Below are 18,572 nucleotides of genomic sequence, written 5' to 3' on the forward strand. Positions count from 1 at the left end.
ACGGCTTGGACCTGTGCTCGTGACATGACGGGCCCGGCGGGGTGGACACCGACGTCCGCCATGGCACCGCCGGTCGCCCGAGGAACGTTCGAAGGGACAGCTCGTTGAGCATGCCCTGCTCCCCCCCGACGGTCCCGTTGCCCCTGCAGACGATGCCCGATATGCGGTTCCCCCCGTTCCCCGAACCGCGGTCGTCGTCCGGGGTGAGCGGTGGCCCGCTGGTAGCGCTCACAGCGCTGCTGGCGGGTGTTGCCGCGCTCTCGGCCATCGCGCTGCTCGGGGGCGGTTGGCCGGACTGGTGGATCCCGGGCGGCCTCGCCCTGGTGACGATCGCCGCGTACGCGCTGCTGTGGGCCGCGCTCGTGCGACCGGTCCGGCGGTTCGCCGCGGCGATGGCCCGCATGGCGGCGGAGGACCGCGTCGACCTGGTTCCCCGCGCCCGCACCGCGGAGCTCGACCGCATCGCGATGGCGCTGTACCGGTTCCGCCGCGTCCGGCCCGGCCGCCGCGGTGCCCGCGCCCGTCAGCGGTTCCCCCTCGCCGCCGCGCTGTGCCTGGTGGCCGGGCTCGTGCTGGCCTGGGCGATCCCGGCCGCGGTCGCGACCATCGGCGGCGTCGAACCCAAGACCGACGCCCTGATCCGGGACGCGGGCGTGAACGCCGAAGCCGAAGCCGAGGACCTGCACGGTGCGCTGCGCGCCGGGCTGGAGACCGTCCAGCAGGCTGCCGGCCTGCCGACCGGCGCCGCCGTCACCGATGCCGCCACCACCGCCGCCCAGGTGCTCGAGGACGAGCCGCTCTTCCGATCGGTGACGGTCGTGGACGCGTCCGGCCGGCCCGTCGTGACGGCGGGGGCGCCCGCGAGCGGCGAGATCGAGGTCCCGCCCGGCGGCCCGCGCGTGGTGCAGGCGAACAAGACGGGCAGCGAGCCGCTCGTGCGTGCCTCGGCCCCGATGTGGGACGGCGCGAGCGCGCTCGTGGCCGAGTTCGACCCGCGCGCGTTGAACGCCGTGATCCGCGGGCCCGGCGGGCACACCCAGGTGGTCGACGGGCAGCAGGCCACCGTGCTCGACAGCGGCGGCTACACCGCGTTCGCCCCGCTGGACGACCCGGCGCTCGGGGCCTTGGCCGCCGCCGCGTCCGGGGGCACGCCGACGGTGGACTCCTCGGGGGACGGCCGGGTGGCCGCGGCGCAGCGGGTCGGGCCGCCCGGCACGGCGACCGACCTCGGCTGGGTGCTCGTCGAGGACCAGGACGTCGCGGCCGCGGCGTTCGCGGGTGACGGGAACCGGCGCGCGGCGCTCGTGGCGATCGTCGCGGCCGCGGCCGTGGCCTGCGCGGCACTCGGCTGGACGGCGGTCACGATCGTCGCGCCGGCCCGCAGGCTCGTCCGGCACGTCGAGCAGTTGGCGGCGGGGGAGACGGTGGCACCGCTCGCCCCGCAGCGCCTCGACGAGATCGGTACGTCCGTCGAGGCGACGAACCGGCTGGCCGCCACCCGATCCATCCGGCCGACGATGGGCAGTCACGTGATCCGCGGCGGCGCCCGGTCGCTGGACGCACGCGCGTCGAGGGCGGTGGCCCGCGCGTGACGTTCCTGTTCGGCGTGTACGTCGCGGGTTGTTTGCTGCTGTTGCTGGCCGGTGTGGTCGAGCAGCGCAACCACCACCGGCGGCTGCGCTCGATCCCGCAGCGGATCGTGGTGAACGGGATCCGCGGCAAGAGCTCCATCACCCGGCTGTGTGCCGGTGCCATGCGGGGTGGCGGGTTGCGGATCGTCGCGAAGACGACCGGTACCGCCGCCCGCTTCATCCTCCCCGACGGCAACGAGGAGCCGGTGCACCGCAAGTTCGGGATCGCCAACGTCGTCGAGCAGATCGGCATCGTGCGCCGGGCCGCGGCGTGGCGGCCGGACGCGCTGGTGATCGAGTGCATGGCCGTGCTGCCCGACCTGCAGGAGATCAACGAGCGCAAGCTGATCCGCTCCACGATCTGCGTGATCTGCAACGTGCGTGAGGACCACCTCGACGAGATGGGGCCCACCCTCGACGACGTCGCCCGCTCGCTGTCGCGGTCGATGCCGAATGGCGGGATCTGCGTCACCGCGGAGCGCGACCGGCTGCACATCCTGCAGGAGGAGGCCGACCGGCGCGGCTGCAAGCTCGTCGCGGTGGACCCGGAGTCGGTGCGCGACGACGAGATGGAGCGGTTCCGCTGGATCACGTTCAAGGAGAACGTGGCGATCGCGCTCGCCGTCGCGCAGCTCACCGGGATCGGGCGCGGTGCGGCGATGGCCGGCATGGTGGCGGCGCGTCCGGACCCCGGCACGGTCACCGTGGAGACCTACCTGACGGACCGTGGCCGGATCGCGTTCGGCAACGTGTTCGCCGCGAACGACCCCGAGTCGACGCTGATGAACATCACGTTGTTGCGCGACCGCGGCCTGCTCTCCGCGCCGCTGACGATAGTGATCAACTGTCGGCCGGACCGCGTCGAGCGCAACGGCCAGATGGGGGAGCTCACGGGCCGGGTCCGTCCGCAGCGGATCGTGCTGATCGGTGAGCAGACCCACACGGCGCGGTCCCGGGTGCCGCGTGAGCTCGCCGACCGGGTGGTCGACCTCGGCGGCGCGCTCGACCTCAACGCGTTCCTCGACGCCGTCGTCATCGGGCCGGCCGGCGTGGGCTCCGTGGTCACCGCCGGCAACATCCACGGCCAGGGCGAGGTGTTGCTGTCGAGGATCGCCGAACTGCCGCGGCAGCGGGCCGACGTCAGGGCCGCCTGATGCTGGCGGGTTCCCTCGCACCGCAGGCCGCCACCGTCGCGCTCGCGATCGGGCTGCTGTTCGCACTCGTCTGCTACCTCACCACGAACCTCTCGCCCGGGGGCATGATCACTCCCGGCTGGCTCGCGCTCACGCTGGTGGAGGACCCGCGCAAGGTGGCCGTGATCGCGGCCGTCACGGTCGTCACCTATCTCGCCCTGCGCGGTCTGCAACGGGCCGTCATCCTCTACGGCAAGCGGCTGTTCGCGGCCGTGATGATGATGTCGGTGCTGCTCTCGACCGGTCTGTTCCTCGTGGTGCAGCGCGACTATCCGCTGATCTTCGCCCACGAGACGCTCGGCTTCGTCATCCCGGGTCTCGTGGCCTACCAGCTCGTCCGGCAGCCGCCCTTGGCGACGGTGCTGGCGACGTCGGCGGTGAGCCTCGCGAGCTACGGCGTGCTGGCCAGCGGGCTGGTGCTCGGGGCGGTGACCGCTCTGTGACGAGGGTGTCCGGACTCAGGGCCCGGCGCGTCCTCATGGGTGTGCTCGCGGTCCTCATCGGCGTCAGCGGGATCGTCGTCGGCCGGCTGCGGGACGCGGACGAGCCGGTGGCGCCCGGTGCGCCGTCCTCGCGGGTGGCGGCGGCCTCGGCCGACCTGCGCTTCCTGCGCCGGGACGCCCCGGCGGGCACCACCGTCGTCGACGCCGCCGGCACCGTGCTCGCCACCCTCACCGACGGCGCGCGCACCGCCACGCTCGACGGGCCGGAGCGGACGTTCGCCGAGCCGCAGTTCGGCGGCGTGCCGGTGACCACCCGGGTCTGGGTCCGGCTGCTGCCCCACGAGTGGCGCGCCGGTGCGGAGGGGGCGCCGTGGTTCCGGCCGTGGCTGCAGCAGAACCTGGACAACGCCGAGCCGGACGTGCTCGGGGTGGCCGGGGAGTACCTGGACAAGGCACCCGACGAGCGGGACGCCGAGGGTGTGCGCATCCGCGGCAATGCGCGGTTCGGCCCGCCCGGCCCGAACGGCGGGCCCTCTCCCGAGAACTCCGACTTCTTCGACTACCTCGGCGTCCCGTGGCGCTTCGCGGACCGGGTGGCGCGCCGGCCGGAGGCGGTGCGTTACGGGGCGGTGGACTGCTCGGGTTTCGTCCGGCTCGTGTACGGCTACCGCGAGGGCTATCCGCTGCTCGCCACCGAGAAGCCCGGTCCCGGGTTGCCGCGGCGAGCGCGGTCGATGTCCGAGACCGGACCGGGCGTCGTCGTCCTCCCCGACACCGGCGAGCCACCGTCGAACCTCGCGACGCTGCAGGCCGGTGACCTGCTCTTCTTCGATCTCGACCAGGCACCCGACCGCCGCATCGACCACGTCGCGATCTACCTCGGCCGGGACACCGGCGGGCAGCACCGCTTCGTGTCGAGCCGGCGCATGGCCGACGGCCCGACGCTCGGCGATCTCGGCGGCACCTCCGTGCTGGACGACGGAGGGCACTACGCCAGGTCGTTCCGGGCGGCGAAGCGGCTGTGACGAGGACCCGGACAATGGTGGCCGTGCTCGTCGCGCTCGCGCTCGCCGCGGTGGCGCTGCTCATCGCCGTGATCACGCCGCGCGGGGCGCCGCCGGAACCGCCGTCGCCGCCGGTGCCGCCGTCGCTGGAGGACCACGTCAGGGAGTTCACGGATCGGCTCAGCCCGCGCGGCCCGTACCGCCCGCCGGAACCCGCCGAGCGTGACGCCGTGGTCGAGGCCGTGGCGGTGCTGGTCCGGTCCGGATCCGACGCTGCCGCCCGGGGCGTGCTCGAGGACGCCGGGTTCACCGTCGGGACCGCCCGGAACGCGGTCGGCGTCGAGTACCTGGTCGCGCGCAGCGATCCGGACTCGGAGCGGTCGTGGGGCCTGATCGCGCTCCCGCTGGGCCGGACGCCGCGCTTGCTCGTCGAGGTGCCCCACCCGAACGCCGACTACGACACCGAGAAGGTCGGGACGGCCGTGCTCGAAGCCGCGCCGGACGCCGTGTACCTGGAGGCCGGGGCGCACCGCAGGGCCGACGACGAGCGCGCCGACGTCGCCCACGAGGAGGGCTCGCTGTTCCACGCGCTGGCCGTGGACCTCAGCACCCGGCTGCGGCTCCCGCAGCTGCAGCTCCACGGCTTCGCCGACCGGGACGACCTCGACGCGGACGTGGTGCTCGGCGGCGGCCCGGAGGAGCCGGAGCCGCCGGTCCGGGCGCTCGCCGACCGGATCGAGGGCACGGGGCTCACGGTGTGCCGGGCGTGGGAAGGGCGCTGCAGCGAGCTGGAGGGCCGCACCAACGTGCAGGGCCAGGCGGCCGCGCTCTTCGGCCTGCCGTTCGCCCACGTCGAGATGGACTCCTCGACCCGCTCCCACCCGGAGAAGGTGGCGCCGGCGCTGGCCACCCTCCAGGGATCGTGAGTGGTAACGAGTGCTCCAGCACTCGTTACCACTCACGGGTCGGGGGTGCGGTCCGGCTCGTTGCCCAGCACGATCGTGCGGTGGGGCTCCGTGCTGCCCTTGATGCGGTCGAGCAGGAGCGTGGCGGCGGTGGCGCCGATCGTGCGGGCCGGTAGCGGGACGACGTCGATCCCGGCCGGGCCGAGCGGGAAGTAGGGCAGGTCCCCGAAGGCGGCCATCCCGAACGCGGGCGGGCGGAGGCCGCGGTCCTCCAGGGCGCGCAGCGCGCCGACGGCCATGAGGTTGTTGGCCACGAACACCGCGTCCGGTGGGTCCGGGTGGGCCAGCAGCCGCGCCATCGCGGCCCGTCCACCGCCCACCCGGTAGTCGGCGTGCACCAGGTAGCCCCGCGGATCCGCCTCGGGCGTCCACCGGGTGAACACCGCCTCCCAGCCGGAGCTGCGCAGCTGCGCGGTCTCCGCCGCCTCCGGGCCGGTGATGCAGGCCACCCGCCGCGCCCCGCGCTCGTACAGGCGGGTGGTGGCGGCCCGCCCGCCGGCCAGGTTGTCCGCCACCACCGAGTCGACCGGCGACCCGTGCAACGCCCGGTCCACGCTCACGACGGGGCGCCCGCGCTCGATCAGCGCCGTCACGTCGCTGTCGCCGCGCGCCGGCACCAGGATGACGCCGGCCATGTGCTCGGACACCGCGATCTGCAGGTGCCGTGCCTCCCGGTCCGGATCCTCGTCGCTGTTGCAGAGCACCACCGAGCAGCCCGCCTCACCGGCGACGTCCTCCACGCCGCGGGCGAGCGCGGTGAAGAACGGGTTCTCGATGTCGGCGACGATCAGTCCGATCACGTTCGAGGTCTGCATGCGCAGCGCCCGCGCGGTGCGGTTGGGCGTGTAGCCCAGCTCCCGCGCCACCCGCAGCACGAGCTGGGCCTTCTCCGGCGAGACGTTCGACCCGTTGAACACCCGCGACACGGTGGCCGCCGACACGCCCGCCCGGGCCGCAACGTCGTAGATCGTCGTCATGGCCCCCGCTCTTCTCGAGGTTCGCAGTCTACGGCGCCGTTCGGTGCCCCGGTGCAATCGATTTCGCCGGGCGGACGGCGGATTCGGGCCACCGCCTGTTACATCCGCAGGCGTCCGGGGCCGTCGTGGAGGGACCGCTCGCCGATCCGCCCCGGCGTCACACTTTCGAGTGAATGGAGTTGCCTTCCGCTCGCCGGTTCCACCGCTCCCGGTCACCGCTCGGTGACTGGAGGTACGCCGTCCGGCGTGCATCGTCACGATATCGTGATCGGACGGAATTGATCTTGTGACCGAGTGGGACCGGTGGGGTGCGGACGCGGGGGCGTGCCCACCGGCTCCCGGAAGAATGCGAAGGGACACGCTCGTTGAGCACGCCCTGCCCCCCGCGGACGATCCCGCCCCACATGGCGATGATCGCGGGCCCGTCCACGATGCCGCTCCCAATGCGGGCGATCTCCGCTCGACCGTTCACGCCCTTCCCGCAAACCGGCTTCCTGGCCGGCGTGAGCGGAGGGCCGCTCGTCGCGCTGTTCGCGATGCAGGCGGGCGCGGCCGCGCTCAGCGCCATCGCGGTCGCCGGCGACGGCAGGTGGCCGAACCTGCTGATCCCGGCCACCCTCGTGCTCGTCGCCGCGGTCGGGCACGTCCTGCTGTGGGGCTGTCTCGTGGTGCCGGTCCGGCGGTTCGGGGACGCGACGGCGCGGATGGCCGCCCACGCCCGGGTCGACCTGGTGCCGCGCGGGCGGACGGCCGAGCTGGATCGCGTCGCGCTGGCGCTGTACCGGTTCCACCCCGGCGCGGTCAGCCGGCGCAGCTCCCGGCCGCGTCGCCTGGTGGTCCCGCTCGCCGCTGCGCCGTGCCTGGTCGGCCTGCTCGTCCTCGGCTGGGTCGTACCGGCGGCGATCGCGACCGTCGGCGGGGCCGCGTTGCCCACCGATGAGGTCGTCCGCGCCGCGGGTGTGCGGGCCGACGAACGGGCCGCGGAACTGGAGGCCGCACTGCGTGGCGGGCTCAGCGCACTCGAACGGGCGGCCGACCCGCCGACCGGCGGCGTCGTCGCCGACCCCGGCACCACCGTCACCGGGATCCTCGCGGCGGAACGGCTGTTCCGGTCGGTCTCGGTCGTCGACCTGGCAGGCCGGCCGATCGTGACGGCGGGTCCCGCGCTCGACGAACCGTTCGCCGCTCCGCCCGCCGAGGCCCGGGTCGTGCAGGCCAACACGTCCGGGAGCGAGCCGCTCGTCCGGGCGTCCGCCCCGATGGGGGACGGCACGACCGCGCTCGTTGCCGAGTTCGACCCCCGCGCGCTGAACGACGTGATCCGCGCCGCTGGCGGCAACACGCAGGTGGTCGACCCGCGGCGGGCCACCGTGCTCGACAGCGGCGGGTACACCGCGTTCGAACCGCTGGACGACCCGGCGGTCGGGGCGCTCGCCGCGAGCCTGTCCGCGGACGTGCCCCGTGCCGAGCAGCCGCTGGACGGGCGGGGGGCCGCGGCGCGGCTCGTGAGCGCCCCGGGCGCGCCCACCGATCTCGGATGGGTGCTCATCGAGGAGCGGGACGTCGCGGTCGCCGCGCTGGCCGACGACGGCAGCAGGCGCGGCACCCTCGTCGTGATCGCGGTGACCGCGAGCCTGGCCCTGGGTGCGCTCGCGTGGACCACGGTCACGGTCGTGCTGCCCGCCCGCAGGCTGGTCCGGCACGTGGAGCGGCTGGCCACCGGCGACGAGGTGGCCCCGCTCGCCCCGCAGCGCCTCGACGAGCTGGGCACCGCGGTCGCGGCGACCAACCAGTTCGTCGTGGTGCACACCGATCCCGCCGGGGAGGTCGGCCGGTGACGTTCCTGTTCGGCGTGTACGTCGCCGGTTGCGTGTTCCTCCTGGTCGCCGGGCTGGTGGAGCAGCGCGGCCACCACCGGCGCCTGGCCTCGATCCCGGAGCGGGTCGTCGTCAACGGCATCCGCGGAAAGAGCTCCATCACCCGGCTGTGTGCTGGGGCGCTGCGTGGCGGTGGGCGGCGGACGGTCGCGAAGACGACCGGTACCGCCGCTCGCTTCATCCTCCCCGACGGCACCGAGGAGCCGGTGCACCGCAAGTTCGGGATCGCCAACGTCGTCGAGCAGATCGGGATCATCCGCCGGGCCGCGGCCTGCGGCCCGGACGCGCTGGTGATCGAGTGCATGGCCGTGCTCCCGGACCTGCAGGAGATCAACGAGCGGAAGCTCGTCCGCTCCACGATCTGCGTGATCTGCAACGTGCGCGAGGACCACCTCGACGAGATGGGGCCCACCCTCGACGACGTCGCCCGCTCGCTGTCGCGGTCGATGCCGAAGGGCGGGATCTGCGTCACCGCCGAACGCGACCGGCTGCACATCCTGCAGGAAGAAGCCGGCAAGCGGGACTGCGAGCTCGTCGTCGTGGACCCCGAGTCCGTCCGGGACGACGAGATGGAGCGGTTCCGCTGGATCACGTTCAAGGAGAACGTGGCCGTCGCACTGGCCGTCGCGCACCTGTGCGGCGTCGGCCGGGGAGAGGCGATGGCCGGCATGGTGGCGGCGCGTCCGGACCCCGGCACGGTCACCGTGGACACCTACGTCACCGGCCGCGGCCACCTCGCGTTCGCGAACGTCTTCGCCGCGAACGACCCCGAGTCCACGCTGATGAACATCCACCTCCTCGAGGACCGCGGCCTGCTTTACGACCCGCTCACGGTCGTGATCAACTGCCGCCCGGACCGCATCGAGCGCAACGGCCAGATGGGCGAGCTGACCGGCCGGATCCAGCCGGACCGGATCGTGCTGATCGGGGAGCAGACCCACAGCGCCCGGGCCAGGGTGCCGCGCGAGCTCGCCGACCGGGTCGTCGATCTCGGCGGTGACCTCGACATGGACGCGTTCCTGGACGGCGTCGCCTTCGGGCCCGGCGGGCACGCGTGCGTGGTCGCGGTCGGCAACATCCACGGGCAGGGTGAGGTGCTGCTCTCCCAGGTCGCCGCGCTGCCCCGGGCCGTCGCCGCCGAGGCGGCGTGATGTTCGCCGCCGTCCTCGCGCCGCAGGCGGCGACGCTCGCCCTCGCGATCGGGCTGCTGTTCGCGCTGATCTGCTACCTCACCACCAACCTATCGCCCGGCGGCATGATCACGCCCGGCTGGCTGGCCCTCACGCTGGTGGAGGACCCGCTGAAGGTCGCGGTGATCGCTGGTGTCACGGTGGTCACCTACGCCGGGGTGCGCGTCCTGCAACGACTGGTGATCCTCTACGGCAAGCGCCTGTTCGCGGCCGTGATGATGCTGTCGGTGCTGCTCTCGACCGGCCTGTTCCTGCTGGTCCAGCGGGACTACCCGCTGCTCTTCGCGCACGAGACCCTCGGCTTCGTGATCCCGGGCCTCGTCGCCTACCAGCTGGTGCGGCAGCCGCCGGTGGCCACCGTTCTCGCGACATCGGCGGTGAGCCTCGCCAGCTACGGGGTCCTCGCGAGCGGGCTGGTGCTCGGCGCGGTGGCCGCCCAGTGAACGGCCGGACCAGGCTCCTCCTCCGCCGCGCCCTCATGGGAGTGCTGGCCGTCGGGGTGGGTGTCGGTGGCATCGTCCTCGGCGCGGAGCGGCAGGGGGCACGCGTGAACCCGATCGCGGCATCGCCGTCGGCTCCCGCGCCGGCGTCGACCGAACTGAGCTTCGTGCGCCGCGATGGGCCGCCTCGCACGACGGTGGTCGACGCGGCGGGCACGGTGCTCGTCACCTTCACCGACGGCGCGCGCACGGCCACCCTCGACGGGCCGGAGCGCACGTTCGCCGAACCCCAGTTCCCGGGCCGGGCGGTGGCCACCCGGGTGTGGGTGCGCCTGCTGCCCCAGGAGTGGCGCCCGGAGGACGAGAACGCGCCCTGGGTACGCGACTGGCTGCAGACGTACCTCGGCAACACCGAACCCGACGTGCTGGCGTTCGTGCAGGACTACCTGGACGGGGCGCCGGAGGAACGGGATGCCCGGGACGTGCGGTTCAAGGGCGACGCCTCCTTCGGCCCGCCTCCGCCTCCGGGCAGCCCGCCCATCGAGAGCAACGACTTCTACGACTACCTCGGCGTCGACTGGACGTTCGCGGACGGCGCCCGGCGCGGGCCCGACCCGGTGCGCTACGGCACCGTCGACTGCTCCGGCTTCGTTCGGCTCGTCTACGGCTTCCGGGCCGGGTACCCGCTCATCCCCACCAACGCCCGCGGACCGGGCCTGCCGAGGCGTGCTCGGGCCATGTCGGAGAACGGGCCGGGCGTCACCCTGCTGCCCGACACCGGCCGGGTCCCGACCGACCTCGGCGTGCTGCAGGCCGGTGACCTGCTGTTCTTCGACCTGGACAAGACCGCCGACGGCCGGACCGACCACGTGGCGATCTACCTGGGCCGGGACGAGGCCGGCGGGCACCGGTTCGTGTCCAGCCGGGTGCGCGCCGACGGGCCGACGCTCGGTGACCTCGGCGGCACGTCCCTGCTCGACGACGGGGGGTACTACGCGCGGTCGCTCCGGTCGGCGAAGCGGCTGTGACCCAGGCCGTGTCCCGCGGATCTTGAACGCGGTATTCGCGCCCAGTTGGCCCCTGGCTGCGTTGTCGCCCCGCCCGAGTACGCCCGGTACGAGGACGTGCCTCCGCCTTGCCAGGGGCCAACTGGATCACGAATCCCATCGCCCAAGATCCACGGGACACGGCCTAGCGTCGGTGGATGCGCGGGTCAACCGATCGATCGAGCCGCTCGCCGTGCCGTCGACCTAGCGTCGTTCCTGCATCGAGGGGGGTGCGTCGTGACGACGGTCGAACAGCAGGTTCCGGTGCGGGGGCTGCCCGCGTTCTCCCGAGGGCCCGTGCTCGCCGTGGCCGCCGCGGTCGGCGTGGTGCTGACCGCGGTGAGCGGCCGGTACGGCTACTTCGGCGACGAGCTGTACTTCGTCGCGGCCGGCCACCACCTGGACTGGGGGTACGCCGACCAGCCACCGCTGCTGCCGCTGATCGCGCTGCTGATGGACTCGATCGCCCCCGGATCCGTGGCCGTGCTGCGCATCCCGGCGACGCTCGTGATCGTGACGGCGGTGGTGCTGGCCGCGCTGCTCGCGCGGGAGTTCGGCGGGGGCCCGCGCGCGCAGCTGCTCGCCGCGGGCGTGGTGGCCGTCTCGCCGGGGTTCCTGGCCACCGGCCACCTGCTCGCCACGTCCACCCTCGACCCGGTGGCCTGGGTCGCCGTCACCTACCTGCTGGTGCGCTGGGTCCGCACCCGTTCGGACGCGCTGCTCCTCGCCGCCGGGATCGTGACCGCGGTCGGGCTGCAGGCGAAGTTCCTGCTCGTCGCGTTCTGGGCCGTCACGCTGGTCGCCGTGTTGTGCTGCGGGCCGCGGGAGCTGCTGCGCCGGCCGGCGGCGTGGGCAGGCGGCGCCTTCGCGCTGCTCGCGATCATCCCGACCCTGGTCTGGCAGGCGAGCAACGGCTGGCCGCAGCTGGAGATGGGCCGGGTGATCGCCGGGGAGAGCGGCTACGCCGGCGGGATGATCGGGTTCGTGCCGCTCGGGTTCTTCGCGGCCGGTCTGCTGGTCGGTTCGGTGCTCGGCGTCGTCGGCATCGTGCGGCTGCTGCGGACCCCCGAGCACCGCTTCCTCGGCGTCACGGCGATCGGGGTGGCCGTCCTGTTCATGCTGGTCGGTGGCCGCCCCTACTACCTCGCGGGCGTCCTGCCGCTGCTGTGGGCCGCCGGTGCGGCGCACGCCGAGCAGCGGCGGCCCGCCGTCTGGTGGCGTTGGGTACCGACGTGGCCGGTGTACGCGGCGACGGTGGCTGCGCTCCTCCTGCTGAACGTGCTGCCGATCAAGCCGGTCTCGGCACACGCGGACCAGCCGTTGCAGATCGGCAACTTCCAGCGCGACGAGATCGGCTGGCCCGCGATGGTGGCCGACGTGCAGGCGGCGTTCCGGGCGCTGCCGCCGGGCGTGGCGCGGGACGCCGTGGTCGTCACGGGCGACTACTGGAGCTACGCGGCCCTCCAGATGTTCGCGCCCGAGCTGCCGTCCTTCGGCTTCGGCCGCGGCGCGGCCTGGTTCGGGACCCCGCAGGAGGGATCGGGGGCCGTCGTGTTCGTCGGCGACCCGGCGCGGATCGCCCCCGCGTTCGGCAGCGTGACCCGCGTCGGGGAGCTCGACAACGACGAGCGCGTCGCGAACCTCGCGCAGGGCATCCCGATCTACGTGCTCGACGGCCGGCAGGTGCCGTGGGCGCAGCTGTGGGCGTCGGCGCGCCACCTCTGAGCGATCAGGCCAGTGCCTTGACGAGGTCCTGGGTGCGGCCGAGTATCGCCGCCTGGGCGATCGGGTCCATGTAGTCGTCGTACTCCGCGATCTCCCCGTCGCGGACGCGGATCACCCCGAGCGCGCGGAAGCGGTAGGGCCCGCCGATGCCGTGCGAGTGCCCGTGGTGCTCGATCTCGACGACGACGACCTCCGGGTCGCCGGTGTCGCGGACGAGCACGTCGACGCCCTCCATCTCGAGCATCGACCGGATCGCGGACGCGGCGCGGTGGAACTCGCGGATCGTCTCGCGCCCCTCGAGCTCGCGGGGCGTCCCGGGAGGCGCGAACGGGTAGCGGAGGACGCCGTCCTCGGCGAAGAGGTCGCCGAAGACCACGTCCTCCCCGGCGACCATGCGACGAACATCCTCCACGACATCCCGCGGGCTGCGGCTCATGTGATCCTCCGGATCGAAGTAGAATCGGAACGGTGACCCCGCTTAGACGATACGGAACGCGCGCCCCGGTTAGCAAGTGCCATGGCTGAACGACCGCTGCGCGCCGACGCCCGCCGCAACCGCGAGCGGGTGCTCGACGCCGCCCGGCGCGCGTTCGCCGACCAGGGCTACGCGGTGCCGCTCGACGAGATCGCCGCGGCCGCGGGGGTCGGCCCCGGCACCGTCTACCGGCACTTCCCCACCAAGGAGGCGCTGTTCGAGGCCGTCTCGGTGGCGAACGTCCAGGACCTCGCCGCCGACGCGCGCGCCCGGGCCGACGCCGCCGATCCGGGGCTCGCCCTCTCCGGCTTCCTGGACCGGGTGGCCGAGCAGGCGCTGGCCAAGCGCGACCTGCCCGACGCGTTCGCCGGTGCGGGCGCGGATGCCATGGCCGCGGCGCGGGCCGAGATGAACGAGGCGCTCGCCGCCCTCCTCGCCAAGGCGCAGGAGGCCGGTGGGGTCCGCCGCGACGTATCCGTCACCGACCTGATCGCGCTGCTCAAGGGCCTGCTGCAGGCCGTCCGCGCCGACCCGGACCCGACGATCGGGCACCGGCTGCTCGCCGTGGTGCGCGACGGACTCCGACCTAAGGAGGGTCAGGATCAACCTTTCGACCGATCCGGTGGCGCGGCGAGCGGCCTAACGTGATCAATGTGCGGGCCGGGCTGGGGGGCCCGGGACGGGGAGTCCCGCACCGCGCGACCGGCCCCTGCCGCTCGACGGCGGCAGGTGGCCGGTCAGCTCGCCGGATCGCGGCACACGCGGTAGTCGAGCAGGACGACACGCTCGTCGATCACCGTCGTGCCGGCGAGGCTCAGGTCGATGTCGGGCAGCCCGCCGAACACCGGCCCGTCACCCGTCGCGCCGCGGATGGTCGGGAAGAGCATCACGCGGACCCGGTCGACCAGACCGAGCCGGAAGAGGCTGCGTACGAGCGAGACGCTGCCGATCGTGCGCATCGGCAACCCGTCGGCCTCGGCCTTCAGCGCGGGCACGGCAGTCTCGACCGGCTCGTCGACGATCGTGGTGTTGGCCCACGTCAGCGGCGGTGCGAGCGTCTTCGAGAACACGATCTTGGGAAGCTCGGCCATCCGCGGGAACGTCGGGTCGTCGCCGTTCGCGACGATCTCGGACATCAACCGGAACGACGTCGCCCCCATGAGCATCACGTGCTCCTCGGCCAGCTGGGCGTGCATCCACTCGAACAGCCCCGGCCCGCCGTAACCCCAGTACGGTTCGCTTCGGGGCGGCCGGCTGGACCCGAACCCGTCGACGGTGCTGAACATGTCCACCTGCAACTCGCGCACGGCTTCCTCCCGGTCGGATCGATCGGTGGTACGTCGGACCGACGGGGTCCGGAATCGACACCTGATCTGTGCGCGATCACGTAGGTGTCGACACGTCGCACCGTCCGACGCGACACTGCGGTGCATGTCCTCGTTCCGGCTCGCCGTACTGAAGATCGACCGGTCCACGGTCCTGCCGCTGCACTACGAGTACAACGAGGCCATCTCCTCGTACTGCACCCTCGGACACGTGCGGCTGTCCTCGGTGATGCTGCCAGAGGTCAAATACCTCGGGCGGGACACACCGGCGGTCCGGGACGCCTTCCTCACCGAGGTGCTGCTGGGGCTGACGATCCCCGAGGGGCAGGCCCGGCGGATCGTCCGTGACGCGGAACACCCGGGCGCGGTGCCGGGCGCGGCGGAGACCGCGGCCGGCGTGCCGCCGGCCCGCGAAGGGCGCGCCCCGCTCGATCAGAGCGCCAGGAACGACACGTGGGAACTCGCCAGGATGCCGGAGAAGGAGGACTTCTGGCGGCTCACCAACATCAGTGATCAGCCCCTGTTCCCGGCCAGCGCGAGGTTCTCGATGCCCCGCGACGGTCGGACCTGGACCGACGAGGTATCGCTCGGGATCACGGTGCCGATCCTGAACCCGGGTGGCAGCACGCAGATGCACATCGCCGGGGCGGACCAGGTCACGAGCGTGGTCGTCCGCTGGCGCAGCGGCCGATCGCGCTTCAGCCGGCTGCGCGAATGGGAGGTCAGCTTCTGAACCGATCCGGTCGGACCGTCGACCGGAAGGTGGAGTAGGTGACGGTGGCGCCGTGCCGCGTCAGCTCGCGGGTCGCCACGGTCTCGACGGCCAGGCCGGCACCCGCGGCCAGCCGGAGCACGTGGTCCTGGTCGCCCGAGGTGCCGAAGAACAGCAACACGCGCCCGCCCACCCGGAGCCGTCCGCGGACACCGGCGAGGAAGCGCTCCGCGGTCACCTCCGCGGAGAAGGGCGGCCGGTAGGCCATCTACCCGCGGGCCAGCTCGGCCAGCATCAGGGCCTCGGCCAGCACGGCGCGGCCGAACATCGCGACGTCGAGGCTCTCGTCGATGCCGTGCCAGCGGCTCGCCGGGTCACCCACGCCCGTCACCAGGACCGCCGCGCCCGGGAACTGGCGCGCGAACTCGGCGATGAACGGGATCGAGCCGCCGATCCCGGTCTCCACCACCGGGTTGCCGTAGGCCTCCGCGAACGCGCGCCGGGCGGCGTCGTACGCCGTGCCGGACCCCTCGATCGTGAACGGCTCGGCGATCCCCGGCTCGAGCCGGACCGCCACCTGGGCACCCCACGGCACGTTGGCCTCGAGGTGGTCGGCGAGGGCACGCTGCGCCTTGACGGCGTCGTCGCCCGGGGCGAGCCGCATGCCCACGCGGGCCCGGGCCCTGGGCAGCAGCACGTTCGACGCCTCCGCCACCCGCGGGGCATCGATCCCCAGCACGGCGACGGCGGGCTTCGCCCACGTGCGCGTCGGGATCGTGCCGCTGCCGAGCAGCTCCACGCCGTCGAGCAGGGCGACGTCGGAGCGGAAGACGGACTCATCGACGTCAGGGGCCTCGGAGGCGCCGTGCACGAGCCCGGGCACGGCCACCTCGCCGTCCGCGTCGTGCAGCGTCGCGAGCGCGCGGCACAGCGCGGTGAGGGCATCGCCGACCGGGCCGCCGTACACGCCGGAGTGCGCGGGCCGCTCCAGCATCGCGACGTCGACCGTGACGTCGACGAGCCCACGCAGGCTCGTGGTGAGCGCCGGCACGTCGACCGCGGGGTTGGCCGCGTCGGCGATCACGATGACATCGCAGCTCAGCAGCTCGCGGTGGGCGCGCAGCAGGGCCGGGAGCGTGGGCGAGCCGCTCTCCTCCTCGCCCTCGACGAACAGCGTGACCCCCACCGGTGGGTGCCCGTCGTAGGCGCGCAGCACCGCGAGGTGCGTCATCACGCCGGCCTTGTCGTCGGCGGCGCCGCGGCCGTAGAGCCGGCCGTCGCGCTCGGCGGGTTCGAACGGCGGGCTGGTCCAGTGCTCGTCGCCGCCGGTGGGCTGCACGTCGTGGTGGGCGTAGAGCAGCACCGTGGGTGTGCCGGCCGGGCCGGGGAAGTGGGCGACCACGGCGGGGGCGCCGCCGTCGGCCGCGATGATCGTGACGTCGGCGGCTCCCGCGCCGCGCGCCAGGTCGGCGACGGCCTCGGCGCTGCGCCGGGTGTCGTCGGCATGGGCCGCATCGGCCCAGATGCTGGGGATGCGCACCAGGTTCTCGAGGTCGGCACGGGCGCCGGGGAGGACGGCGGCCACGGAGGCAGCGACGGACTGCTCAGACATGTGCTCGGATAATAGTGACGAAAAGACCGTAGGTTGGTGACCATGTCCCGGTTCCTCGCGATGTTGCTCGACTCCGCCGCGCGCTCGCCCCGCGGGATGACGACCGGTGAGCCGAAGGAACCGGTCCGTCACACGTGGCCCCAGGTGCACGCCACGGCCGGCCGGATGGCGGCGGCGCTGCGCTCCGGCATCGCCGATGTCCCCGGGCTCGAGCACGGTGCGGCGGTCGGTGTGCTCGCGGGCGAACCGGTGTCGATCGCCCCCGCCGCGCAGGCGGTGTGGTTGTGCGGGGGCAGCGTCACGATGCTGCACCAGCCCACCGCGCGCACCGACCTCGCCGCCTGGGCGGAGGACACGATGTCGGTGCTGCGGATGATCGACGCGCGCCTCGTGCTGCTCGGCGCCCCGTTCGACGCGCTCGCGCCGGTGCTCACCGAGCGCGGCATCCCGTTCCGCACGCTCGACGGCCTGGCCGACGGTTCAGCCGAGGTGGGCCCGGACGCGGACGTCGCCGCCGAGGACGACACGGCGCTCCTGCAGCTCACGAGCGGCTCCACCGCCGAACCCAAAGCCGTGCGGATCACGCACCGCAACCTCCACGCCAACCTCAGAGGGATGGTCGTGGCCTCCAGGCTCGACGTCGAGCGGGACGTGATGGTGTCCTGGCTGCCGCTCTTCCACGACATGGGGATGGTCGGGTTCCTCACCGTCCCGATGACCACGGGCCTCGAGCTCGTGTCGGTCACACCCACGGACTTCCTCGGCAGGCCGCTGCTCTGGGCCGAGCTCATCTCGAAGCACGGCGGCACCGTCACGGCGGCGCCGAACTTCGCCTACGCCGTGCTGGGCCGCCAGCTCGCGCGGGCCGATGAGGGCTCGCTCGACCTCTCGACGCTGCGCATCGCGCTCAACGGCGCCGAGCCGATCGACCCGGACGCGGTCGAGGCGTTCACGAGCGCGGGCGCGAAGTTCGGGCTGCGGCCGGAGTCGGTGCTCGCGGCGTACGGGATGGCGGAGACGGCGTTGGGGGTGTCGTTCGCGCCGGTCGAGACGGGCCTGCAGGTCGACATGATCGACGCCGAGCAGCTGGAGTCCCACCGGCGCGCGGTGCCGGCGGGTGACTCGCCCGCGCGGCGGTTCCCGCGGCTCGGGCCGCCGCTGCCCGGCATCGAGGCCCGCGTCGTGGACGACGACGGCCGCGTGCTCGGCGAGCGCGACGTGGGGATGCTGCACCTGCGTGGCGACTCGGTGACCCCCGGGTACCTCACGGTCGACGGCCCGATCGCCGCCCAGGACGCCGACGGCTGGCTGGACACCGGCGACGAGGGCTACCTCGCGGGCGGGGAGGTCGTCGTCTGCGGCCGCCGCAAGGACGTGATCATCATGGGCGGCCGCAACATCTACCCGACCGACATCGAGCGGGCCGCGGCCACCGCCGCCGACGTGCGGGCCGGCAACACGGTCGCCGTCCGCGTGCTCGCCGGCGGCGAGGGTGGGCGGCACCGGGAGTCCTTCACCGTGGCCGTGGAGTCGCGCAAGGCCGGGGACCAGGCGGCCGAGCAGCTGATCCGCAAGGACGTGATCGGCCGCGTGGTCTCCGCCGTGGGCGTGCGGCCCGCCGAGGTCGTCGTGCTCGGGCCGGGGACGCTGCCCAAGACGCCGTCCGGGAAGCTGCGCCGCGCGGCCACCGCGGACCTGCTGCGTTCGGGACACTAGTGTCCCGAACGCGGAAGTCCATCACACAGCTCGCCGGCCCAGCTTCCCGCGGCGCGCGCCTTCGGCGATCCGGGCTCCATGATCAGCGCTTCGGCGCGAGAACGGGCGAATTCGACCCTGTCATGTCCGACCACATCGGTGACACCGATGTCTTGGGACATCGGTGACAGTGGTGAGCAGGACGCCCCGCAGTGTGTGGGGCCGCTTCTCACAGTTCAAGGGCGCCCTGTCGGGCGTCGCC

Annotated in this window: 18 protein-coding genes; 13 read left to right on the plus strand and 5 right to left on the minus strand. The window is 73.5% G+C overall.

The window, feature by feature from the left end; genetic code table 11:
• Window positions 1-161: 161 nt before the first annotated feature.
• From ACU436_RS40805 to ACU436_RS40825, 5 genes are read left to right on the plus strand one after another with little or no spacing between them, the layout of a single operon-like run.
• Window positions 162-1,592 (plus strand): HAMP domain-containing protein, encoded by a 1,431-nt coding sequence (locus ACU436_RS40805; RefSeq protein WP_459032523.1) that lies wholly within the window; start codon window positions 162-164, stop codon window positions 1,590-1,592.
• On the plus strand, window positions 1,589-2,785 hold the full coding sequence (gene pgsB, locus ACU436_RS40810; RefSeq protein WP_459032524.1) for a poly-gamma-glutamate synthase PgsB: 1,197 nt from the start codon (window positions 1,589-1,591) through the stop codon (window positions 2,783-2,785). The genes ACU436_RS40805 and pgsB (ACU436_RS40810) overlap by 4 nt, the downstream gene beginning before the upstream one ends.
• Window positions 2,785-3,267, plus strand: a complete 483-nt coding sequence (locus ACU436_RS40815) for a poly-gamma-glutamate biosynthesis protein PgsC/CapC (protein WP_459032525.1) — start codon at window positions 2,785-2,787, stop codon at window positions 3,265-3,267. Before pgsB (ACU436_RS40810) ends, ACU436_RS40815 begins: the two co-directional genes overlap by 1 nt.
• Window positions 3,268-3,272: 5 nt before the next feature.
• Window positions 3,273-4,292, plus strand: coding sequence for an NlpC/P60 family protein (locus ACU436_RS40820; protein WP_459032526.1), 1,020 nt, complete (start codon window positions 3,273-3,275; stop codon window positions 4,290-4,292).
• 14 nt (window positions 4,293-4,306) lie between these two features.
• Window positions 4,307-5,197, plus strand: a complete 891-nt coding sequence (locus tag ACU436_RS40825; protein ID WP_459032527.1) for a hypothetical protein — start codon at window positions 4,307-4,309, stop codon at window positions 5,195-5,197.
• Window positions 5,198-5,229: 32 nt separating this feature from the next.
• Here ACU436_RS40825 and ACU436_RS40830 read toward each other — a convergent pair whose 3' ends face one another.
• Window positions 5,230-6,213 carry a LacI family DNA-binding transcriptional regulator gene (locus tag ACU436_RS40830; RefSeq protein ID WP_459032528.1) on the minus strand — a complete coding sequence of 328 codons (984 nt, stop codon included), beginning with the start codon at window positions 6,211-6,213 and terminating at the stop codon, window positions 5,230-5,232.
• A gap of 503 nt (window positions 6,214-6,716) precedes the next feature.
• Between ACU436_RS40830 and ACU436_RS40835 the strand changes: the two genes are divergently transcribed.
• The 5 genes from ACU436_RS40835 (at window position 6,717) to ACU436_RS40855 (ending at window position 12,491) form a co-directional block, all read left to right on the plus strand.
• A complete protein-coding gene (locus tag ACU436_RS40835; protein ID WP_459032529.1) occupies window positions 6,717-8,051 on the plus strand; it encodes a HAMP domain-containing protein in 1,335 nt (444 codons plus the stop codon).
• Window positions 8,048-9,241 (plus strand): poly-gamma-glutamate synthase PgsB, encoded by a 1,194-nt coding sequence (gene pgsB, locus ACU436_RS40840; RefSeq protein ID WP_459032530.1) that lies wholly within the window; start codon window positions 8,048-8,050, stop codon window positions 9,239-9,241. Before ACU436_RS40835 ends, pgsB (ACU436_RS40840) begins: the two co-directional genes overlap by 4 nt.
• Complete coding sequence (locus ACU436_RS40845; protein ID WP_459032531.1) at window positions 9,241-9,723, plus strand: poly-gamma-glutamate biosynthesis protein PgsC/CapC; 483 nt, start codon at window positions 9,241-9,243, stop codon at window positions 9,721-9,723. The genes pgsB (ACU436_RS40840) and ACU436_RS40845 overlap by 1 nt, the downstream gene beginning before the upstream one ends.
• Window positions 9,720-10,748: an NlpC/P60 family protein gene (locus ACU436_RS40850; protein WP_459032532.1), complete on the plus strand. Its 1,029-nt coding sequence runs from the start codon at window positions 9,720-9,722 to the stop codon at window positions 10,746-10,748. Before ACU436_RS40845 ends, ACU436_RS40850 begins: the two co-directional genes overlap by 4 nt.
• A gap of 255 nt (window positions 10,749-11,003) precedes the next feature.
• Window positions 11,004-12,491, plus strand: coding sequence for a glycosyltransferase family 39 protein (locus tag ACU436_RS40855; RefSeq protein WP_459032533.1), 1,488 nt, complete (start codon window positions 11,004-11,006; stop codon window positions 12,489-12,491).
• A gap of 4 nt (window positions 12,492-12,495) precedes the next feature.
• Here ACU436_RS40855 and ACU436_RS40860 read toward each other — a convergent pair whose 3' ends face one another.
• Window positions 12,496-12,927: a nuclear transport factor 2 family protein gene (locus ACU436_RS40860; protein WP_459032534.1), complete on the minus strand. Its 432-nt coding sequence runs from the start codon at window positions 12,925-12,927 to the stop codon at window positions 12,496-12,498.
• Between the two features lie 81 nt (window positions 12,928-13,008).
• Between ACU436_RS40860 and ACU436_RS40865 the strand changes: the two genes are divergently transcribed.
• Window positions 13,009-13,614, plus strand: coding sequence for a TetR/AcrR family transcriptional regulator (locus tag ACU436_RS40865; RefSeq protein ID WP_459032536.1), 606 nt, complete (start codon window positions 13,009-13,011; stop codon window positions 13,612-13,614).
• Between the two features lie 89 nt (window positions 13,615-13,703).
• Here ACU436_RS40865 and ACU436_RS40870 read toward each other — a convergent pair whose 3' ends face one another.
• Window positions 13,704-14,273: a dihydrofolate reductase family protein gene (locus ACU436_RS40870; protein WP_459032538.1), complete on the minus strand. Its 570-nt coding sequence runs from the start codon at window positions 14,271-14,273 to the stop codon at window positions 13,704-13,706.
• 124 nt (window positions 14,274-14,397) lie between these two features.
• Between ACU436_RS40870 and ACU436_RS40875 the strand changes: the two genes are divergently transcribed.
• Window positions 14,398-15,024: a hypothetical protein gene (locus ACU436_RS40875; protein ID WP_459032539.1), complete on the plus strand. Its 627-nt coding sequence runs from the start codon at window positions 14,398-14,400 to the stop codon at window positions 15,022-15,024.
• Here the strand turns inward: ACU436_RS40875 and ACU436_RS40880 are convergent.
• A complete protein-coding gene (locus ACU436_RS40880) occupies window positions 15,014-15,271 on the minus strand; it encodes a hypothetical protein (RefSeq protein WP_459032540.1) in 258 nt (85 codons plus the stop codon). The genes ACU436_RS40875 and ACU436_RS40880 overlap by 11 nt on opposite strands.
• Window positions 15,272-16,615: a M20/M25/M40 family metallo-hydrolase gene (locus tag ACU436_RS40885; protein WP_459032541.1), complete on the minus strand. Its 1,344-nt coding sequence runs from the start codon at window positions 16,613-16,615 to the stop codon at window positions 15,272-15,274.
• Between the two features lie 42 nt (window positions 16,616-16,657).
• Between ACU436_RS40885 and ACU436_RS40890 the strand changes: the two genes are divergently transcribed.
• A complete protein-coding gene (locus ACU436_RS40890) occupies window positions 16,658-18,331 on the plus strand; it encodes a fatty acyl-AMP ligase (protein WP_459032545.1) in 1,674 nt (557 codons plus the stop codon).
• The last annotated feature ends 241 nt before the right edge of the window (window positions 18,332-18,572 follow it).

It is taken from the genome of Pseudonocardia wallangbongensis (assembly GCF_054486945.1).

Bases quoted from the DNA above. Each gene is read 5' to 3' on its own strand.
- ACU436_RS40805 (WP_459032523.1), top strand. From the start codon at position 162: ATGCGGTTCCCCCCGTTCCCCGAACCGCGGTCGTCGTCCGGGGTGAGC.
- ACU436_RS40815 (WP_459032525.1), top strand. From the start codon at position 2,785: ATGCTGGCGGGTTCCCTCGCACCGCAGGCCGCCACCGTCGCGCTCGCG.
- ACU436_RS40825 (WP_459032527.1), top strand. From the start codon at position 4,307: ATGGTGGCCGTGCTCGTCGCGCTCGCGCTCGCCGCGGTGGCGCTGCTC.
- ACU436_RS40830 (WP_459032528.1), bottom strand. From the start codon at position 6,213: ATGACGACGATCTACGACGTTGCGGCCCGGGCGGGCGTGTCGGCGGCC.
- ACU436_RS40845 (WP_459032531.1), top strand. From the start codon at position 9,241: ATGTTCGCCGCCGTCCTCGCGCCGCAGGCGGCGACGCTCGCCCTCGCG.
- ACU436_RS40860 (WP_459032534.1), bottom strand. From the start codon at position 12,927: ATGAGCCGCAGCCCGCGGGATGTCGTGGAGGATGTTCGTCGCATGGTC.
- ACU436_RS40865 (WP_459032536.1), top strand. From the start codon at position 13,009: ATGGCTGAACGACCGCTGCGCGCCGACGCCCGCCGCAACCGCGAGCGG.
- ACU436_RS40875 (WP_459032539.1), top strand. From the start codon at position 14,398: ATGTCCTCGTTCCGGCTCGCCGTACTGAAGATCGACCGGTCCACGGTC.
- ACU436_RS40880 (WP_459032540.1), bottom strand. From the start codon at position 15,271: ATGGCCTACCGGCCGCCCTTCTCCGCGGAGGTGACCGCGGAGCGCTTC.
- ACU436_RS40885 (WP_459032541.1), bottom strand. From the start codon at position 16,615: ATGTCTGAGCAGTCCGTCGCTGCCTCCGTGGCCGCCGTCCTCCCCGGC.
- ACU436_RS40890 (WP_459032545.1), top strand. From the start codon at position 16,658: ATGTCCCGGTTCCTCGCGATGTTGCTCGACTCCGCCGCGCGCTCGCCC.